The 20,972-nt window shown below is 49.1% G+C and carries 11 protein-coding genes and 1 pseudogene; 6 read left to right on the forward strand and 6 right to left on the reverse strand.

Annotation, left to right across the window (positions count from 1 at the left end; genetic code table 11):
* Window positions 1–222 precede the first annotated feature (222 nt).
* From B5M13_RS27755 to B5M13_RS27770, 4 genes are all read left to right on the forward strand, one after another.
* Window positions 223–3,372, forward strand: coding sequence for a SusC/RagA family TonB-linked outer membrane protein (locus B5M13_RS27755; RefSeq protein ID WP_080058762.1), 3,150 nt, complete (start codon window positions 223–225; stop codon window positions 3,370–3,372).
* 22 nt (window positions 3,373–3,394) lie between these two features.
* The gene (locus tag B5M13_RS27760) at window positions 3,395–4,858 is read left to right on the forward strand and encodes a SusD/RagB family nutrient-binding outer membrane lipoprotein (RefSeq protein WP_080058763.1); all 1,464 of its coding nucleotides are present in this window, start codon (window positions 3,395–3,397) and stop codon (window positions 4,856–4,858) included.
* Window positions 4,859–4,887: 29 nt separating this feature from the next.
* Window positions 4,888–5,406, forward strand: a complete 519-nt coding sequence (locus B5M13_RS27765) for a hypothetical protein (protein ID WP_080053903.1) — start codon at window positions 4,888–4,890, stop codon at window positions 5,404–5,406.
* 120 nt (window positions 5,407–5,526) lie between these two features.
* Complete coding sequence (locus B5M13_RS27770) at window positions 5,527–7,488, forward strand: S8 family peptidase (RefSeq protein WP_080060104.1); 1,962 nt, start codon at window positions 5,527–5,529, stop codon at window positions 7,486–7,488.
* Between the two features lie 20 nt (window positions 7,489–7,508).
* Here the strand turns inward: B5M13_RS27770 and B5M13_RS27775 are convergent, their stop codons facing one another.
* Window positions 7,509–8,222 (reverse strand): SDR family oxidoreductase, encoded by a 714-nt coding sequence (locus B5M13_RS27775; RefSeq protein WP_080058764.1) that lies wholly within the window; start codon window positions 8,220–8,222, stop codon window positions 7,509–7,511.
* A gap of 181 nt (window positions 8,223–8,403) precedes the next feature.
* Here B5M13_RS27775 and B5M13_RS27780 point away from each other — a divergent pair, with 181 nt between their 5' ends.
* The gene (locus B5M13_RS27780) at window positions 8,404–9,267 is read left to right on the forward strand and encodes a porin family protein (RefSeq protein WP_080058765.1); all 864 of its coding nucleotides are present in this window, start codon (window positions 8,404–8,406) and stop codon (window positions 9,265–9,267) included.
* A gap of 164 nt (window positions 9,268–9,431) precedes the next feature.
* Here the strand turns inward: B5M13_RS27780 and B5M13_RS27785 are convergent, their stop codons facing one another.
* The 5 genes and pseudogenes from B5M13_RS27785 to B5M13_RS34740 form a co-directional block, all read right to left on the reverse strand.
* Window positions 9,432–9,659 (reverse strand): hypothetical protein, encoded by a 228-nt coding sequence (locus B5M13_RS27785; protein ID WP_080058766.1) that lies wholly within the window; start codon window positions 9,657–9,659, stop codon window positions 9,432–9,434.
* 45 nt (window positions 9,660–9,704) lie between these two features.
* The gene (locus tag B5M13_RS27790) at window positions 9,705–10,169 is read right to left on the reverse strand and encodes a MarR family winged helix-turn-helix transcriptional regulator (RefSeq protein WP_080058767.1); all 465 of its coding nucleotides are present in this window, start codon (window positions 10,167–10,169) and stop codon (window positions 9,705–9,707) included.
* Window positions 10,170–10,295: 126 nt separating this feature from the next.
* Window positions 10,296–11,225, reverse strand: coding sequence for a citrulline utilization hydrolase CtlX (gene ctlX / locus B5M13_RS27795; RefSeq protein WP_170061203.1), 930 nt, complete (start codon window positions 11,223–11,225; stop codon window positions 10,296–10,298).
* 129 nt (window positions 11,226–11,354) lie between these two features.
* Entirely contained in the window at window positions 11,355–12,857 is a 1,503-nt protein-coding gene (locus B5M13_RS27800; protein WP_080058769.1) for an arginine deiminase family protein, read from the reverse strand.
* A gap of 227 nt (window positions 12,858–13,084) precedes the next feature.
* Window positions 13,085–13,752, reverse strand: a pseudogene (locus B5M13_RS34740) (IS701 family transposase); the annotation flags it as partial.
* A gap of 412 nt (window positions 13,753–14,164) precedes the next feature.
* On the opposite strand from B5M13_RS34740, the gene B5M13_RS27810 reads away from it, so the two are divergent.
* Window positions 14,165–20,599, forward strand: coding sequence for an SdrD B-like domain-containing protein (locus B5M13_RS27810; protein ID WP_170061204.1), 6,435 nt, complete (start codon window positions 14,165–14,167; stop codon window positions 20,597–20,599).
* The last annotated feature ends 373 nt before the right edge of the window (window positions 20,600–20,972 follow it).

Genomic DNA, 20,972 nt, shown 5'->3' on the forward strand with positions numbered 1-20,972 from the left:
CAAGTTTTTTTTACCAGTTTTTGTATAAATTCTAGTTTCAGTGCAACGTACTTACGGCAAAAATGTCTTTATAAATTTAAGTAAAATCAATCAATTAAGTACAATCCACCAATGGCATTACTGTAAAAAAAAGTGGCTGACATTTATCTACTACTTGAGAAACAGGCAGTATATTTGTTCCCATTTTTGACTATTTTAATATCAATTAATCTCTACTCACAAATGCGGAAAATTCTATTGGGAAGCTGGTTGCTTTCGTTATTGCTCTGTTTGCCCCTTATGGCGCAGGACATTACCGTGAGCGGCCGCGTCACTTCATCAGATGACGGTTCCACCTTACCCGGCGTGAGCGTTCAGGTAAAAGGAACTACAAAAGGTACTACAACCGACGCCAACGGACGTTACCAAATCAGTGTACCGGCTGCAGCCCGGCTTATTTTTAGTTTCATTGGCTACACCAGCCAAGACCTTGCAGTCGGCAATCAAACGACGCTCAACGTTGCTTTAGTGGCTGGCTCCCAGTCGCTCGATGAGATCGTCGTAACGGCTCAAGGTATCGAACGCGACAAGCGATCGCTGGGCTATGCAACCCAGGAAGTGGGCGGTAATATTCTGGCACAACGCTCAGAACCAAACCTGCTCAATGCTCTTCAGGGTAAAGTATCTGGCGTACAGATCAACACGCAAAGTGGTGCTCCCGGTGCATCGACCAACATCAACATTCGCGGGATTACCTCGTTCAATGGATCGAACCAGCCGCTGATCGTGGTGGATGGTATCATTTTCAGCAACGATGTCAATAACACCCAGAATACGCTGTTTGGCTCGCAACCATCGAACCGTCTGGCCGATGTTAACCCCGAAAGTATTGAATCGGTTAACATTCTGAAAGGACCAGCTGCTGCCGTATTATATGGTTCGCGTGCATCGGCCGGGGCTATTGTGATCACCACAAAGTCGGGTCGTAATAACAACAACAAAACCGAAGTAACGGTAAATTCGTCATATAACGTTCAGAACGTGTACGGCATCCCTAAATTCCAGAACGACTACGGGCAAGGTGCCAATAACCTGTTCAACTCGACATCGACCAACTCCTGGGGCCCTCCTTTTGCTGGCGGACCAACGTCGGTGACCAACACTCAGGGCAATGTAGTACCCTATCAGGCATATCCCAACAACGTGAAAGACTTTTATCGCCAGGGAATGATTCTGCAAAACTCGGTTAATATTGCCTCGGGCGATGCAAACCGAAATTACATCCTGGCCATTGGCAATACGCTACAGAACGGGGTGGTACAAAATACCAAATTCAACCGGACAAACGTTCAGTTGGGCGGAGAAACACGCTTACAGAATGGCCTCCGCATTAGCGCACAGGGCAACTACGTACAGACCGTTTCGGTAGGTATTCCAGGTGGTAACGGAGCCAGTGCGTTCGGGCAGATTACGCGTATCCCACGTAGTTATGACCTGCCCAATGAGCCCTATCAGGATGCCAACGGCAAGAGCCTTTACTTTACGCCAAGCACCAACAACCCACAATGGAGCGTCAATAATGAAAAGCTGGACGGTCAGGTAGACCGTTTCTTTGGCAATTTCCAGGTTGGGTATGACATTACCAAGTGGTTGAACGTAGCCTATCGGGTTACGGGCGATACCTACGCTGATCGCCGGAAACTGACGTTACCGATTGGTGCCGGACGTTCTCCACTGGGTGAAGTACAACAGGATAATTTCTTCCGTAGCGAACTTAATGGCGACCTGCTTATTTCAGCTCGTAAAGACAATCTGTTTGTTGAAGGTCTGAATGCAAATTTATTGCTGGGAAACAATATCAACCAGCGTAAATCGCAGGAGCTTTATACCGATGCCGCTTCGCTGACGATTCCAGGCTTCTACAACGTCAGCAACGGTACTGTGTTTACAGGCAGTGGTGAAACAAGTACCCTCCGTCGATTAGTAGGTTATTATGGTCAGTTGTCGTTAAATTATAACAACTACCTCTTCCTGGAACTGTCAGGGCGGGCCGACCAATCGTCGACGTTGCCGAAAGCCAACAATACCTACTTCTATCCATCGGCAGCCGTAAGTTTCGTTCCGACCGACGCGTTCAAACTCAACTCGGACATTCTCTCGTATGCGAAGGTTCGGGCCAGCCTTGCCCGCGTAGGACGTGATGCCGATCCATACCTGCTCAACTCGGTGTATGTTTCCCAATCGTATGGTAACAACGTAGCTAGTATCACATTCCCGCTGTCGATTGCAGGAGCCAACATTCCTGGTTTCGGGGTTAGCTCACGTATCGGCAATAACAACCTGACACCTGAGTTTGTAACGTCCTGGGAAGTTGGTGCCAATCTGGGCTTTTTCAAGAATCGACTCAGCATTGATGCTACCTACTTCGAATCGCGTAGTACAGACCAGATTTTCAATGTAGCCATCTCGAACTCGACGGGCTATAGCACCCGTACGACCAACGTCGGAGAATTACAAAACAAGGGGGTTGAACTGGTGGTCAATGCAACGCCTGTGCGTGTAAGCGGTTTCAAATGGGATCTTACCCTGAACTATACCCTGATTCGGAATAAAGTAGTATCGATCGCTCCAGGTGTGAAATCAGCCAATATTACGGGTAACTCGTTTACGGGTATTGCTCCATCTATCTACGAAGGATATCCCTATGGTGTTATTGTCGGTACGGCCAATTCACGCGTGCAAAATACCGATCCTAATGGTCAATACTACGACGCAACCGGCCAGTATGCAGGTCAGTATGTAGTGAATGGCACAACAGGTGCCTTTGCACCAGGTATTCCGAATTCGGTTATTTCGACGCCACAGCCGAATTATACGGCCGGTCTGACCAATACCTTCTCATATAAAGGGATTTCGTTGTCTGTACTGATCGATACGCGCCAGGGTGGACAGCTTTATTCGTTCCCAATGGTTGACCTTCGGTCAAACGGGTCACTGTATGTAACCAGTCTTGACCGCGACCAACCTCGCGTTTTACCAGGTGTTATCCAAAACGCCGACGGGACCTTCCGACCAAATAACATCCAGGTACCGGCTCAAACGTACTGGGCAAACCTGGGTGGTCTGGCTTCAGAAGCCGCCGTATTCGATGCCACGGTGTATCGCCTGCGTGAAATCGCCCTGAACTATACGCTACCGAAAAGCTGGATTGGCAAAACGCCATTCGGTTCAATCTCAGTAGGTGTTAGCGGACGAAATCTGTACTTCTATGCGCCGAACTTCCCATCTGATCCAGAAATCAACACGCAGGGAGCTGGCAATATCCAGGGGCTTGACTTGAACGGCCCGCCGAATACCCGCAACTTCGGTGGTAACGTTCGGCTCACGTTCTAATCAACTTATTCTTCTTTAAGTCATGAAATTCATCAATTATAAACGCTACCTGTTAATACCCTTTTTATTGGGTATGGGCGCTTGTAGCAAATATCTTGACGTTAACGTCACGCCCAACAACCCCACATCGGTTACACCTGCCGTATTATTGCCGGGTGCTCAGGCCGGTACCGCATTTTCCAATGCTAACGAACTGAATCGCTTTGCCGAAGTACTGGTTCAACATTTGGCAGGTGCAGCAAACAGCCCATCTACCTATGATGTGTTCCAAACCAACGGAGCCGATTTTGGTAACCAATGGACTACTGAAATCTACGGAGGTGCACTGGTCAACTATCAGAAATTAATCGAGCTGGGTGACGCAACCGATTCAAAAGCTTATAGCGGTATTGCTAAGATCCTGAAGGCCTATACCTTCTCGATTGCTACCGATGTTTGGGGTGATATTCCTTACTCGCAGGCTTTATTGGGCGAAAAGTTTCTGACACCTCGTCTTGATAAGCAGGAGGATATCTACAAAGGCAATTCGTCGCAGGGTATTCAGAGCCTGTTCGATCTGGTACGTGAAGGCATCAAAGACCTGGACTCACCATCAGCCCTGAAACCAGGAGCCGACGATGTCATCTATGGGGGTAATCTGACCAAGTGGAAGCAGGCAGGGAATACTCTACTGCTCAAATTTGCTATGACTATCAGCCGTAAAGAACCAGCCCTGGCTACCAGCGTCATCAACGAGGTGCTGACGGGTAACAACTACATTACGACCAACGCCAACGACATGAACTTTACGTTTGGAGCTAGTGTAGGTAGCCAGGACCCTCGCTATACGTACTCGTTTGTAAGCTCATTCCAGAACGACATTATTCTGAGTACTCGGTATTTGAACCTGCTGAACAGCCTGAACGATCCTCGGTTGCCGATCTTCTTCACCAAGCCCGGTGCCAATTACGTAACCATCGATAATGGGTTCCGGGGTACGCTACCGACACCTGTAGCCAACTGGTCACGGTATAACAAGTATGTAACGGGTAACTCGGGTGAAGGTCCAGTAAGGTTAGTAACGAACTTCCAACGGGCATTCATTCTGGCCGAAGCGGCTCTACGACTGGGTACTCCCGGCGATCCACAGGCTCTCTACACCGAAGGCATCAAGGCTTCCATGACTCTGGCCGGACTTACCGCCGACCAAATCAACGCGTACCTGACCGCCAACCCAACTGTAGCGACTCTTTCGGGTACCAACGAACAGAAAATCGCCCAGATCATCACCCAGAAGTACATCGCCTGGACCGGAAATGGACTCGAAGCCTGGAATGATTACCGTCGGACTGGATACCCCGTTCTGCAACCTTCCCAGAATGCGGCCGGTATCGATGGTACCCGACCCGTTCGGGCCGTGTATATCAACAATGAACTTCAACAAAATCCCAACTTCCCGAACCCCGCTCCCCAGTCGAACGTACGGGTGTGGTGGGATGTGGATTAATGGTTAACTGAACTGACATACGCATTTTCATGAAAAAGATACTTTTAAACCTGTTGTTGCTGGCCGTAGTGGCTGGTGGCAGCTTCTCCTGCAAAGACGATCTGGTCTACAGCGATCTGGTGCGGGACAATCGTCCGGCCATTCCCGTAACGTTTCCAGGAACGACCACCTATGGTTTTAATCCCTTCATCATCAGTTCGCTGGCAGCGGGTGGGCCCATTCAATTTACCTTGTCGATTCCGGCCAGCAGTGGTCGTACCATCAAGGAGATCACCAAGGTACTGGGTGGTGGTACGGGCATCACTATCGGCAACCTGAATTCAGGAACGTACGCTACAACCCTGCTGAACTCGGCTCCAATTGCAGGCAGTGGGACTACAGCCGTATTTACGACGACAATTGCCGATTTTAAGAAGAAATATCCGAGTGTAGCTACCGCTCCGGTTGCGTTGCCTAACTACACCGAGATCCAGTTTTTGTTCTTGATAACGCTGGACGATGGTACACAGATTATTCCCGAACCTGTTCGCGTTCGGATCGTGAATTAATCTGACGAGCTATACAAACATAAAAGCCCTCCGATATGATTGGAGGGCTTTTATGTTTGTATAGCTGATGCACAACTGCCAATTATTGCGTATTTTGAACAACGCATTCATCAACCTGCTATGACTCTTCGAAAAATTGCCTTGTTACTTATTCCAGGATTAGTTGTTTTGGCGATAAGCGCACAGGCACAATTACCTCTTCGTGGCACCGTCTGGACGGCTACCGTCCGTATACCCAACGAAACGCTTGCCCAACTGGCCTTTCGACTCGATACGTTGCTGGCAACAACCGAATCGAATCCGTCTTCTATCGAAACCATGGTGTATGAGCTTACTGGCGATACGCTCAGAATACAAAAAGTGAACGGGCAAAGCCCTTGCGGAACCACCGAACCAGGCCTTTATCAACTTACTTATAAAAATAACGGGGAAACGTTCTCCCTGACACCAATTCGGGATGACTGCAGTGAGCGACGACGCTTGTTAGGGCAGCTAGCGCAGGTTGCCCGGAAGCGGCTTAATCCAAATCAGCCTCCTCGCAACTGGCCCTACCTCGATCCACAACATGATTCAATAGCCGGTATCAGTCTTTACCAAGCCTATGAGTTATTAAAAGGCCGCCCTTCGGTGCCAGTTGTCGTTGGCATTATGGATTCGGGCGTTGATCTGACTCACGAAGACCTGCGTGATGTGATCTGGGTGAATACCAAAGAAATTGCTGGTAACCAGACAGATGACGATAAGAACGGGTATACCGACGATGTGAATGGCTGGAACTTCATGGGTGCTAAAGACGGAACTACCTATGAGTCCGATCAACCCGAAGCCACCCAAGTCTACGCGCTTTTCCGGGAGAAGTACGACAAAGCCGATCCTGAAAAGCTAAACCCCATCGAAAAACGGCAATATAACACCTACCAGATCGCCAAAAAGCAATTTCTACAACGTTATAAAGCCATTCAACCCCGACACCTCGCCTTGGCGGATACAGCCCAGTTCTGGAACGTAGCGAATCAAATTCGGGTAAAATTACCCGATACGATTACAACACCCACGGCTATACGGCGTATCGATTTGGGAACTGACTCCGTAGCCAATGCCGTCCGCACCATTCTGGCCGACGCCTACATTCCGCAGTACGGCAGTTTTCGCAACTATCTTTCACTAGTCCGTCAGAACTGGCCCCGGTTTCGGCAGATTATGGGTAGTGAGTCCGACATAGCCTACAATCTTACGTTTAATCCAAGGCAAGCCGTGGGTGACGATCCCGCCAATCCGAACGAGCGCTATTATGGCAGTCCACGCATGCTGATTGGCCAGTCGCAGGAGCTAGCCCTGCATGGAAGCCACGTAGCGGGTATTATTGGCGCCAAACGTAATAACGGCCGAGGAATCGACGGGGTAGCCGATCATGTTCAGATCATGCCGGTTTCAGTAGTTCCGTCGGGTGGCGATGAACGGGATAAAGATGTCGCCAACGGCATCCGGTATGCGGTTGAAAATGGAGCCAAAGTCATTAACATGAGTTTCGGAAAGCGATTGTCGCCCTACAAAGAACAGGTTGATGCGGCTATCCGATTTGCAGAAGACCACGACGTGCTAATCGTTCATGCCGCAGGAAACAACGGCGAAAATTATGACTCGATCCCGGCCTATCCAACAGCCCGGTATGAGAACGGTCAGATTGCTAAAAATGTATTGGTCGTGGGCAACAGCACCTGGCGACTCAGCGAAGACTTACCCAGCCGATCGTCTAACTATGGCCTTCAAACGGTCGATCTGTTTGCACCGGGTACAGCTATTCTATCGACACTACCCCGGAATCAGTATGCCAGTTTATCCGGCACCAGTATGGCATCACCCATGACAGCCGGTGTAGCTGCTCTACTCCGATCTTATTTCCCGAAACTGACCGCCATTCAGGTCAAAGAAATCCTGATAAAAAGCAGTTATCAACCCAACTTCACCGTTCGTAAACCCGGTCGCTCCATGCAGAAAGTGCCTTTCAGCGAATTGAGTCGTGCGGGTGGTATTCTCAATGCACGAAATGCCGTAAAAATGGCCATGGAGCTGATGAAGTAACGATGTAGTCAATCGCGGTTTCACCAATCTACCTCCTGCTTATCATGCCAGAATTTACCCGTTTCCGATTGGGGCGCGTCGGTTGCCAGCCAAACGATGGTTTCAGCACCTTTCTCAACAGGGCGACTGGCACTAGGCCCACCCATATCGGTACGTACCCAACCCGGATCAACGCAGTTTACAGCAATACGATCTGCCTTAAGAGCACCGGCAAACTGCTTTGTAACGGCATTTAGGGCTGCTTTTGAAATGCTGTAGGCTGGCGCATAGGTCGACATATCTTTAATGATCCCCGCTCCGCTGGATACGTTGATAATGCGGCCACCATCGGGACTTTTCCGCAAATGATCCAGAAAATCCTGAATAACCAGGATAGGTCCGGTTACGTTAGCTTTAAATGTCCGGTCGAGCATTTCAGCATTCAGTTTAAGAATGGTTTCGCCATGATCTTCGAGAATACCGGCATTGTTGACCAGTACATCCAGATGGTCAGCCTTCTGCGAAAATGTACCACAGGCCGTTCGTACACTAACCGGGTCTGTTACATCGATCTGAATAAATGTGGACTCGTAACCTGCCTGACAAAGCTCTTCCGAAGCTTCACGCCCTTTAGCCATGTCGCGGGCACCGATAAACACAGCAAAGCCCTGCTTAGCCAACTGCCAGGCAATTTCTTTTCCGATTCCCCGGTTTGCTCCGGTAATAAATGCTGTGCGATGATGGTGAGTTTTCATACGTTTTCGTGGATTTAGTAAAACAGTGGGTACCCACTGTTTTACTAAATCCACGAAGCGCCAAAATGTTTGTGAAAAAACAACCGTATGCTCAAGCAACAGACCGTTTCCTCAGTGCTATGCAGGAATTTAGTAGCTTAGCGTCTAATCTTGCCTATTGGCTTCGCTAATTCTGTACCCCATGAAACCCTTGTATTTTATTTTTGCGATAATCGGGCTGACCAGCCAGTTGTCTTTGGCACAGTCGGGTACGACAAATCGGGCAACAACGCAGCCGAATTCACGAACGGTCGTAACCAACCGTCAGCAGGAATTATACGATCAGTATCACGGTATTAGCAAAAAGCCAAGTAGCTCAACGCCAGCCGCAGCAACCACAGCAACTACGAATCGTGCGGCACCCGAGCAACCGACCGTCAGTACAACTACCCAGCCGCCGGCAGTAGACGCCCCCAGGAAAGCAATGACGCGGGAAACCATGACACGTCCCGAACGGATTGCACTGGATGGCACTTCATCGAGCTTTCGCCTTGGAGCTCGTGGAGGGGTTACCTATCCGTTCTACACAGAAAAAATCGCTGGAATCGAGGCACAAGCCGGCTTTACGGGCGGTGTAGTTCTTAATTTCGGGAAGGGAACTATTTCGTTTCAACCAGAAGTGAATTATACGCGCTATACGCAACGGGTAACTGACCTTTTTGCTCAGACAGTAAATGTCGCTACTGACTTCATAGAAGTACCTCTTTTTCTGAAAATTTCATCAGGTACCTATGCCGGAAGTCGGTTCTTTGTCAACATTGGTCCGTATGGGTCTTATCTTTCAAGTGCCAGCATTGATGGAAAAAAACGAGATGTCAGCAATACGCCAGGCCGCTTTGGGTTCGGTGGAGCAGCCGGTATAGGGGCGGCCCTGAAAGCAGGTCCCGGTCATGTTACGATTGAAGTACGAGGGCTGTATCCGTTGAGCGATACCGATGGTAATTTCAGTACTGACTCAAAGATCGTATGGGGTCAAGGAGCTTTAGGCTATATCTTTCCGCTATAACGATAAAATTTCTCATAGAGTGGGTTTTTGGAATGGCGGCAATCCCCTGGGTGCCGCCATTTTTGTAATGATTGAATGAGAGAATGGTTGAATGATTGAATACCATCCGGCAGAATATGCAGCGTACGCTATTCAATCATTCAACCATTCTCTCATTCAATCATTTAAAAGAGTAGCTTCCAGCCGTTAAAGAACAAATCCTTACCCGGTTGACCTGACCACTGTTTGTTGTCATCAACAGCCAGTGGCTCATCATCCACTTCGAACGTTCGCCCTTCTTTTTGCACTACAATGGCCGAAATTCCCTTTTCAGCCAACGACCGGCATATGGCTCTCGTGGTATTTGTGGGCTTCCCCGCTACTAATCCGATGGTTGAATCGTTGGTTTTCATGGTTATTGAGTTGTTGTATGTGCAAACAAATTTTTCAAATTAATTTTAGGCCCCATCACCCAGCGCCTTCGATGCCTTAAAGATCTGCTGTGTAAGCTGACAAACGTTGGTTTCGCCCAATACCTGCGAATAACGCTCGCTCACCCGATCCCAGGCAGCCGAAATGTCAGGCTGGATGGACTCCCCTTCTTCGGTTGGGAAAATCAGCGTCTTTTTCCCTTCTGACTCTCGACGAACCAATCGTTTTTGCTCTAGTTTCTCAACTAGACGCGTAATGGTAGATGGCGTCAGGCAGAGGGTTTCGCTCAATTCCGAAGGGGTAATACCCGGCTGCGACACCACTTCGCAGAGCATATAGGCGTGCGAATAACACATTCCGAAACGACCAAACTCTTCGTCGCCAATGGCGGTAATCGCCCGTGCCAACGCATTTGCCGAAAACAACAGACAAGCGCTGTACCGTGATGTCGATGAACTCTCTGCAACAGCGATCGTTTTCTCTCCTTTCATCTTCTTCAGTTTCGAATGACTCTGCAAAGTTAGCGATGATATTTGTATGTGCAAACAATATTTTCAAAAAGTAGTAGGAGCCAGTAGTTAGGCATGAGCATGCTGACGCCTAACTACTCGCTCCTACTACTTTCTCGGTAAATGTACTTCTGCCATCATACAGCGGGCCGACCCTCCACCGTTGCTTTCGATCGTAGACAGATCAAAGTGGAACAGGGATGCATAATCGTCTAACTGGTCAATCTGACGAGCGGTTAGCGATTCGAAGGCACGGGTCGACATAACCAGTACCTTCTGCCCTTTCTTTGTAAGAACCAGGAGCATGTTTCCGGCAAAACTAGCCATTTGCTCCAGCGATATTTCGATAATACGCTTGCCCAGTTTTTCCAGTTCATGGCGTACCATCAGCCGCTCGTCGGGATCTGTAATAGCTGCCAGGCAAATCACGGCAAACGTATCCGCAATACACATAACCACATTGGTATGGTAAACCGCTTTACCATGGGCATCGATCGCTTTAAAGGCCACAGTCCGATACCCAGTCTGACGGCTGAACTCAGCCAGTACATCAGAATCCGTACGGGTTGATAAACTGGCAAAGGCTACTTTATTCATCCGGTCAAGCACGAGGCTACCCGTCCCTTCCAGAAATTTACCTTCCTGCTCAAACGAAGTCAAATCAACCACGCGGGCAACATGAAACCGTTTGGCCAGATCGTCGATAATATCCTGGCGTCGTTCGAGCCGACGGTTTTCAGCCTGCATAGGATAGAGCACAACCGTACCGCTGGCATGAAACGATATCCAGTTATTCGGGAAAATCGAATCGGGTGTATGCGGATCAGCCGTATCCTCATACACCATGACATCAACACCTAATGCCTGCAACTGGCGAACCATCTCATCAAACTCTTGCAGCGCATCTTCCTGGGCTATATTGTTTGCCTGGGTCGCCAGTTTACTATCCTGAAACGCGTTAGAGTCAGCGGTTTGCTCATTGAATCCAAAGCGAACCGGGCGGATCATCAATATACGGGAGGTGGCCTGTGATTGCATGCACGTAGTCGATCAGTTGGAAAGCCTTACGGCCAAATCGGGTAGCAAATTACTATTGATGTCGCAATTGTTCAACAATTCCCTCAAAGAGTCCTGTAAGGTTTGAGAAACCAATTGAATCAGAAACAATTATAGTTCCTCTCGCCACAGGGGCAGGCTCATACAATGGGAGCCTCCCCGCGCCCGACTTAGTTCGGCCGAAGGCAGCATAATAAATGTATTTTCAATGGTTTCGGGTGAAGACTCCCCCGATTCAAAACGTTCCAGCAACTCCTCTGCGCCTACCACATCAAAACCCGCCTTCCGGAAAGCTTCGGCGGTTTTTTCGTTGCGGTCATACCCTACCACCACCCCGTCTTTTAGCGCCAGCAGGTTACATGAATCCGTCCATTGCTCACGGGCTCCAAAAGGAAACTCGTTATTGCCCGAATAAATAAACTGCACAGGTTCAGTAGCGCCCAGATCATTTTTACTGATGTCGGTCAGGAGGTCTTCCAGGTTTTCAATCTCTATAGGCTTGTGCTCAAGCCCCTTGATAAACTGTAGGATTTTCAAATCTTCTGACACATCTTTTGGGGCAAAGAAATGAATCACATCCCGTTTTTTGGCCTCGTCGCCCGTACGGGCCAGCGAACCCAGTAACACCCATACATTCCGTTTTACCTGGGTAAAAATGGTATCGATATGCATATAATCCCGCTTTTTAGGGATCTGCAAAACGGTCACTGTATCAACCAGATTCCTGCTAAAAACGATACGCATTACCTGCTGGGCAGCATACAACGTCGTTCGCTCACTTACACCAATCAGCAGGTGCCGTTTGGCAATCATCATCACATCTCCCCCCTCCAGTGTTGAGCGGGTTACATCGCGGTTTGTATCAGCATCAGGTAATAAAAATGCATATTCATTATCGGGGATCTCGATAATTTTATCCTGATAACCCGCAAACAAGGGGTGGTAAAAAAATATATACTGCGTGAGTAAGGCTTCACGGGTTCGGGCCAGTTTAGCCGGTTTGTTGAGCAGGATATGGTCATTGATGACAATGCCAATATCGCGGGTGAAAATAAAATTGGGCAAGGGTGCAAAAAGCATGGTTCGATCAGGCAGCGAGCCAGAAATCATGATTTTGGCAAGCTCAGTAGGTTCATACTGGCTCAATTGCTGCTGCGTTCGGAAAGCAGCCCGCTCAATGCCACAGATCGTTGCAATCAGCCGGGTCCGAATACCCTCATCCTGCAGAATATCCGCCAGAAGCAACTGAATATCAATGACCTTATCGGACTTAAAATACTCCGCATGATCGGGCTTAAAAAACGCCCGGTCCGAACCAGGGCCCAGTGACGCTATTTTACCACGGATCGTATCGGGGTCCAGAAAATATAACAGAAGCTTCACATAATAGTCGTACTCATCCCGACGCATCATATCCAGATGCACAATGTCTTCAAAGAGCCAGTCCTGTGCTTTAGAGGGTATCACTTTGCCTAAACCCCGATCAGGGCTATGAATCAGCAGCCGTCGAAGGGTACCGATTTCGGAGGCAACCTGAATACGAAAGGGGTCAACAGGAGGATAATCTGTTTCCGTTTGTGTTTCTGAAAAAATATTTCTCTGCTCGTTTTCCATAATATCTCCTCCATTAACCGTGACTAGTCAGTAACGTTCAATATATAACTGACTCTGGCATTCAAAACTACCAAAAAGCAATGATTCTATTTTGGATTGCAAGTTAACACCCTGGCTCAATCAATACAGTTGGAACCTTTTAAGAGCAAAAGCTTTATTATACATCTCGCCATTTCTTATAAGGCAATACATAGAATTAGGACTTTCGCTTAAAGGGCGGCCCCGTTGAACAACTTTACCTTGAAAGGAACCTCTTTCAGCTTGACGATTAACCCGTAGTCATCGTTTGCTCACTAAAAACTAACGAATCTAAATGCTGATACCCCGTATCCCGATGCAGACTCACCAGCCGGTTGCTCTTCAGTGTGGTGAAGAAGGCCCAATCCGAGCGATGAATTAGTTTGAGATTATCGACCGATGTATACCAGGAGTCGAATAAAATCCGCCGAGCTTTGAGTTGTTTATGGGTGATGAGCCGTTTGAACATCTCCTGGAAATGATCATTCTTAGTCTTGCCATCCGTGTCAGGATGGAAGATGCGGTAGTCAATAGGCCAGTATGGCTCATCGTTACCCGCCGAGTGAACAAAGTTGATCAATCCAATGGTTTTGACTGTACCATGCTCATTACCTGAGTATTACTTCTTAACCAGTTCGATAAAATGGGAGTATCGTTTGTCCTGAACGCTATCATCAACTAGCACCAACGCGGTCTGGGAATCGTTGATGTAGGACTGAACAATTGCTCATAAATCAGTCGGTGTAAAGCGTTCTCAACGCAGGAAATCACTGACCACGTCGTGACTCAGATTGGGTTTATGGTCAGCCATGTGGGTGCAGGTGTAGTTGAAGGGCGTACTGATCAGATATTGGATATAGTCCTGTTTTGCAATCATAGAGCTAAACTCTCAAATTTGACCCACAACCGAAAGTCCTAATATTCATATGTTATTTTAATTAAAAACACATAAAGAAATAATATAACCAAATGGCATACTATTTGATACAAACAATTTTAAGTATACACATCACTATAATTATATACACAAATATCAACTACTTCTATTTAATGTATAGTAATTCCCTTATATAATTAATGATCTTCTACACTACCACCTTTACGGCATATTTTTTGAAATAAGTGCGTACGGTTCGTATCCATTTATTTGCAACATAGAAAGTATGTCTACATTTACTACAAAGCAGTTTTATTGGCTCTTATCCCTCAGGAGCACCAGGTTGAGGATAAAGGCAGGTAAGTCATTACTAGATGTCAGTAGCAGTTGGCAGACAGGGCTACGAACAGTAATGGTACCGCTCTTTTTATTTATCCTATCCATTGGCTTTGTTAAAGCGCAATGTTCCGTTACAATTAATAAAGTTACCACCTCTGGCTGCTATTCACTTAGCGGGGTCAGCAAAGCCACCGTCAGTGTGGAGGTGGCCTGGAACAATGCACCGGCCAATCAGTATATCGTGGTCACTACTGGCGCACTCAGCCGTACCATCACGCCAGGAACAATTAGCGTAAAATATGGCAATGGCGGTAGCACTGACCCCACTGGCTCGCAGACCATTGTTTCACCCCAGGTTGTGGCCTTCGAGGTAAACGCCAATGGAACATCTGCCGGGATAACCGCTAAATTCAATTCCACCACTGCTTGTTCCAGCACCAGTTCCTACACAGCCCCTTCGGGCTGCTTGCCTACGGTTTGTGCATCGGGCAGCTTGGGTGGCCAGGTATTTAATGATTATAATGCCAATGGTGTCAAAGACAATGGAGAAACGAATGGCGTTGGTGGCGTCGTTGTTAAAATTTACCCCTGTGATAACAGCGCACCTGTTTCGGTCACGACCGATGCGTATGGAATATGGTCGACGAGTGCATCGCTGGCGTATCCGGTACGGGTTGAGTTTACCAACATACCTGACACCTACTTAGCTTCCTCAACCTTACAGGGTTCTGGCAGTCGGACTACCGTCCAGTTCATAACGGCCAGCAATTGTAATGTAAACCTAGGGGTGAATGACCCTATCGATTATTGCCAGAATAATCCTCTTATTGTTTTACCTACCTATGTGAGTGGTAATCCATTAGGAGGAGGAAATGCAGGAACCTACCGGGCATTGCTTGGCTTTCCATATGATGCAGGTGGTAATGGCACGAGTGATGCCATGACATTCACGGTACCAGCCTCCTCAGTAGGTACCCTCTGGGCACAAGCCTATAGCAAAATCACGAAACGTCTGTTCAGTGCGGCTACCTTAAAACGCCATGCCGGTTTGGGACCTGGTGGTTTAGGTGCTATCTATATTACGAACCTAACCAACCAGAGTAGCCCATCAACACCTGAATATATTGACCTGACCGCTAGTCCATTTAATATTGACGTAGGTAGCAGTAGCGTACCGGCCAATGGCACCGGCGGTCGTAATCTAAATAATGATAAAACTCAGCCTTCAACAGACCCTACCTCATTTAGTCTGATCGGAACAGTGGGGATAGGTGGCATGAGTATGTCTGGCGACGGAGAGACCCTCTATTTGATGAACATCAAAAACGGGTCGCTATATGCGCTGGACCTAAGTACGTATAACACAACTAAGAATAAGAGCGATATTACTCTGAAAGGAGGCCCATACGCTGTTCCTAGTTTGGGTTGTGTGGGTGGCACTCAACGCTCATGGGCTGTTAAGTTCTCTAAAGGCAAAGTGTATGTAGGCACGGTTTGTGATGCGTCATCGGGCAATAAATCGAATCTGAGAGCTGGCGTATTTGTTTTTGACCCAACAACAAATACCTTCAGTAACACGCCTATTTTCGATTTTCCGCTTACCTATCCTAAAGGCTACCCCGATTGGGCAGATACGGACATAACCGGCTGGTTTCCTTGGAGCAATTCATTCAGCGATCAGATTACAACAATCACATTCGGTTCAGGCGGAGACGCATCGATTACGCTGATCCATCCACAGCCCATGCTGACGGATATCGAATTTGACATTGATGGGTCGATGATTCTTGCACTGGGTGACCGGGCTGGCTTACAGCAAGGCCATTTGAACTATGGTTTATCGGGAAATACTCTTTATAGTGGCCGGGTTGGCGGAGATCTATTACGTGCTTTTTCGCGCCAGGGTACCTTTGTGCTGGAAAATGCAGCCAAAGCCGGCCCTATTGTTGGGACCCGTACCAAAAATAACCAGGGCCCAGGCTTTGGCGAGTTTTATGTTGACGACTCAGGGGCTGGAGCTGGCACAGATGGTTTATACCATACCGAGATCGGCCTGGGTTCGCTGGCACTACGCCCTGGTTCAGGCGAAGTTGTAGCAGGGGTGATGGATCCAACTGGCGTCAATACAGATTATAACTTTGTACGGTTTTCAGGTGGTGTCAGACGTATGAGCAATACCGACGGCTCAGTGAATGATGCGTATGCCCTATATTCATCGCCAATCACCGTCTCCGGACGGGATGGTACATTTGGTAAGGCAACCGGACTGGGCGATATCGAACTGCTTTGCGACGAACTCAAATTAATTGAAATCGGAAACCGCGTTTGGATCGATACCAATCAGGATGGCCTACAGGATGCCTGCGAGCCTGCTTTAGCGGGGGTAAACGTTTCGCTTTACCGAAGCGGTACGCTCGTTGCCAGCACAACTACAAATGCCAATGGGGAATATTATTTCAACAGCCTGCCTACCAGTAGTACCGTAACCGGCACTTTCTCAACGACTAACCTATTGCCTAACACCGCTTATCAGTTGGTATTTGGCACAAGTGGTCAGTATACGAATAGTGTACTCACGCTAAATAATGGCAAATACGGCCTGACGACGGCCAATAGTCAGGTAACCAACGCCAATGACCTGAACGATTCGGATGCCCAGATCACGACAGTGGCTAGTCTGACAGCCCCGGTTATTAGCCTGACCACGGGCGCTTACGGTGAAAATAATCACACATTGGATGTAGGCTTTATCTGTCTGCCGACTACAGCCGGAAGCATTAGCTCTACACTTGCTGTTTGTAATATCGGAACCGGAACCTCTCAAAATAACGGCCGTATTTTAGTGTCGAATATTCAGAACGCCAACAAGGCTTTCATATCCACTTCATCGACTCTGCCGTCGTATACAGCCGCCAGTGGCCAGACAGTATCAAGCTCTGCGGTATCATTTACGGGGCTGGCGAATCCAACCAGTAGCACGGGTACTACCTATTATATCACATTATACAACGGCCCGACCTGCTATACCGTCATCAGTACTACGTTGGCTCAGGCATTGTGCTGTGATCTGGTATCGGTTAACGCAACACCTTCGGCTTGTACCCCTGCTACCAACCAGTTCAGTGTCTCGGGTACGATTAGCCTGACCAACAGCCCCGCTCAAAGTCTAACGGTAAGCAGTGGTTCTGCCACTGAAATTGTCAGTGTTTCGGCGGGCCAGACGTCGGCGAGTTATAGCCTGACAGGACTTACCAGCGGAACCGGCACTGGAGTTGTAACGGTATTAGCTTCGGCGACAACCAGTTGTGGGGCTAGTGTCAGTGCGTCTTATTCCGCCCCCAGCTCCTGTAGCATAGGTCTCAACCTGAGTGCCAATCCAGGACCATGTGTCAGTGCCAGCAACAGCTATACCCTCGGCGGGACTATTACCCTCACCAATGCCATTGCTGGTACAGCAATCATTACCGATGGAGGCATTTCAACGACCGTCGCGATTGCGCAGGGAGCCACGTCGGTCCCTTACTCGTTGAGTGGCCTCACATCGGGCAGCGGTTCACACACGGTCATTATCAGCTATGCCAGTAAAACAGCCAGCATAACCTACGCAGCACCGGCAGCCTGTGCCGTGGCGGTGGCCGTAACCGTTACCCCGGGTATCTGTCAGACAGCGACAAATCAGTACAGCGTGTCGGGTTCACTCAGCCTGACCAATGCCATTGCCGGTATCGCCACCATTACCGATGGCGCTAACTCGACCACAGTAACTGTGCCATCAGGCGCTACATCGGTAGCCTATTCATTAACAGGATTAGCTTCAGGCACAAACTCGCATACAATTAATGTCAGCTATGCTAGTAAAACCGCTAGTGTTACCTACTCAGCACCAGCTTCCTGTACGGTAGCCATTGCCCTTACGGTTACACCGGGTATCTGTCAGAGCGCTACCAATCAGTACAGTATTTCTGGTACACTCAGCCTGACCAATGCCGTGGCGGGCACAGCGACCATTACCGACGGAGCTAACTCGACCACAGTAACTGTGCCATCAGGCGCTACATCGGTAGCCTATTCGCTGAGTGGGCTCTCCTCGGGTACGGGCTCTCACACCGTTACGGCCAGCTATGCCAGTAAAACGGCCAGCCTGACTTATTCAGCACCAGCTTCCTGTACGGTAGCCATTGCCCTTACGGTTACACCGGGTATCTGTCAGAGCGCTACCAATCAGTACAGTATTTCTGGTACGCTCAGCCTGACCAATGCCGTGGCGGGTATAGCGACCATTACCGACGGAGCCAGCACCACGACCGTTTCGGTATCCGCAAACGCCCCTTCGGTACCCTATCTACTGAGCGGACTTATCTCGGATGAGGCTATCCACACTGTCACGGTAAGTTATGCCGGTAAAACCGCCAGCCTAACCTACACTGCTCCAGCCTCCTGCTCGGTCGCTCCACCCTGTTTACTAACTGTGGTTGTGACTCCCGGCCTGTGTCAGAGTGCCACTAACCAGTATAGTATCACAGGTTCTGTATCAGCGACGAACGCGATCGGAAGTCAGGTTATCATGATTACGGATGGAACGGCCAGTACAACACTGACCCTAACCGAAAATGGCCCAGCCAGCTTTACCTTAACTGGGTTAGACTCGGATGGAAATCTGCACACGGTAAGTGCTTCGGCAGATAACTGTGGACTGGCCAGTACAACTTATACAGCACCAGCTTCCTGTACGGTAGCCATTGCCCTCACGGTTACACCGGGTATCTGTCAGAGCGCTACCAATCAGTACAGTATATCAGGTTCACTTAGTCTGACCAATGCGGTAGCGGGTATAGCGACTATTACCGATGGGGCCAACTCGACAACGGTAACCGTACCTGCAGGAGCTACTTCCGTCGCCTATTCGCTATTAGAGTTGAATTCAGGTACGGATTCTCATACCGTTACGGCCAGTTACGCAGGAAAAACAGCTAGCCTGACCTATTCAGCGCCGGAATCCTGTACCGTTGGTTTGGCGATAGATGTCAATCAGCCGAGTCCTTGTGACGTCAATGCGGGTCAATATAACATCGCTGGGGCTCTTTCGCTGACTAATGCTGTCAACGGGATAGCCGTCCTTACCGATGGGCCCGTCAGTACGACAGTAGCGATTATTGCGGGATCGAGCACCGTTCCGTATACAATTCTGGCCATTCCTTCGGGGGCTGAGTCGCGCACGGTCACTGTAGCTTACGAAGGCAAAACGGCTAGTGCTATTTATACCGCACCTATTGGCTGTATCGTCTCCGACATCTGTAGCCCAATTTTCGCGAAAGTCACCCCAGGTCAGTGTGCTACAGCGACCAATACCTATTCCACAACGGCCGTAGTATTGCTTACGAATCCGGTAGCTGGTACGGTTACGATCAGCACCCAGGGCCAGAGCCAGACCTTTGTGACCGCTGCTGCTGCCAGCGCTTCGTTTACAGCTACGTTTACCAATCTGCCTTCTGATGGAGCCGTCCATAGTCTGACAGCAACGCTACCAGGCTGTCCACCGGCCAGCGCTACGTATACTGCACCAGCCTCTTGCCAGGAGCCGAATCTGGTACTTGAAAAAATGGTCGATAAGTCGAAGGCCCAGATCGGCCAGATCCTGACCTACACCATCGTGCTGACCAATACTGGTACTGCCAACGCAACCAACGTGACGGTGCGGGATTCGACCACCACCGGGCTGACTTTCATCACCAACTCAGCCTCCCCTCCAACCGGTACCACTTTCACCCAGGGATACCCAACCAGCACCTGGTTCATCCCTGTCATCTCCCCTGGACAGAGCCTTTCGCTCACCTTCCAGGCCAAAGCCGATAGCACTGGAATCCTCTACAACACGGCCTCCATACCCGGCGATACCGCCAAGGTCTGTACATCCATCCCCGTCCATATGTGTGCCGGGGACGACTACGCCTTCGAACTCTCGGCACCCGCCGGACGGACCGCCTACCAGTGGTTTAAGGATGGTACGCCCATCGAAGGAGCGACCACAAACATCCTCAGTGTGACCGCAGCAGGCACCTACTCGCTGGTGCTCGATGGCAACACGGGTCAGTGTCCTGACTTTAGCTGCTGTCCCTTCATTGTCGAGGAGGACACCCTGCCCACCTATCAGGCCCTGGCCCTGCCGGTGAGTTGTGTGGGCAACAGCCCCCAGGCCAACGGTAAGCTGGTGCTCAGTGGCTTTGGCTCAGGGTTAACCTACCAGTACTCGCTGGGAGCCAGCTTCAATGCAGCGGCCTCGTTGTCGGGGGCTCCCCAGGCCATTCCGGTGGATGGGGTGCTGGTAAGCAATCTGGTCAATCCGGCCACGGCCCAGTCGTACACGGTCCGGGTTTATGCAGGTTCGGGTTGTTATCGGGATGTGACGGTGTTGTTGTTGCCGACGGTGTGTGGTTGTCCGGCCGAGGTGTGTGTACCGTATGTGATCACGCAGACCAAACGACCTCTACGAATTGGTGATCCTAGATAGACATAAAATCGGGCGTGAATCACGGCTACCGTTGATTCGCTTTGCCGGTTAACCAACTATAGAACAGAAAGCGGTACCGAGGTTCCTCGATACCGCTTTCTGTTCTATAGTAATCAATCAAAATCGTCTCGAATAGCCATCCTTGGCCTACAGCATTTGTTTACCAAATCAATCAGAACGCCATCAACAACCTATTTATGTTACTCTATAAAAATATTCTCTAATTAAAATCACATTTTTTCAGCATTGGTCTGAAAAATTTAACTTATAAGGAGCTACTAAGGAGCAAAATACAGCTAGTTACAGTATGGGTCAAGTACACTAAACAACGGACTATGCAGAGCAAAAAAAATACAAATAGCCCTTTTTCATA

Source organism: Spirosoma aerolatum (assembly GCF_002056795.1).
Lineage (GTDB): Bacteria > Bacteroidota > Bacteroidia > Cytophagales > Spirosomataceae > Spirosoma > Spirosoma aerolatum.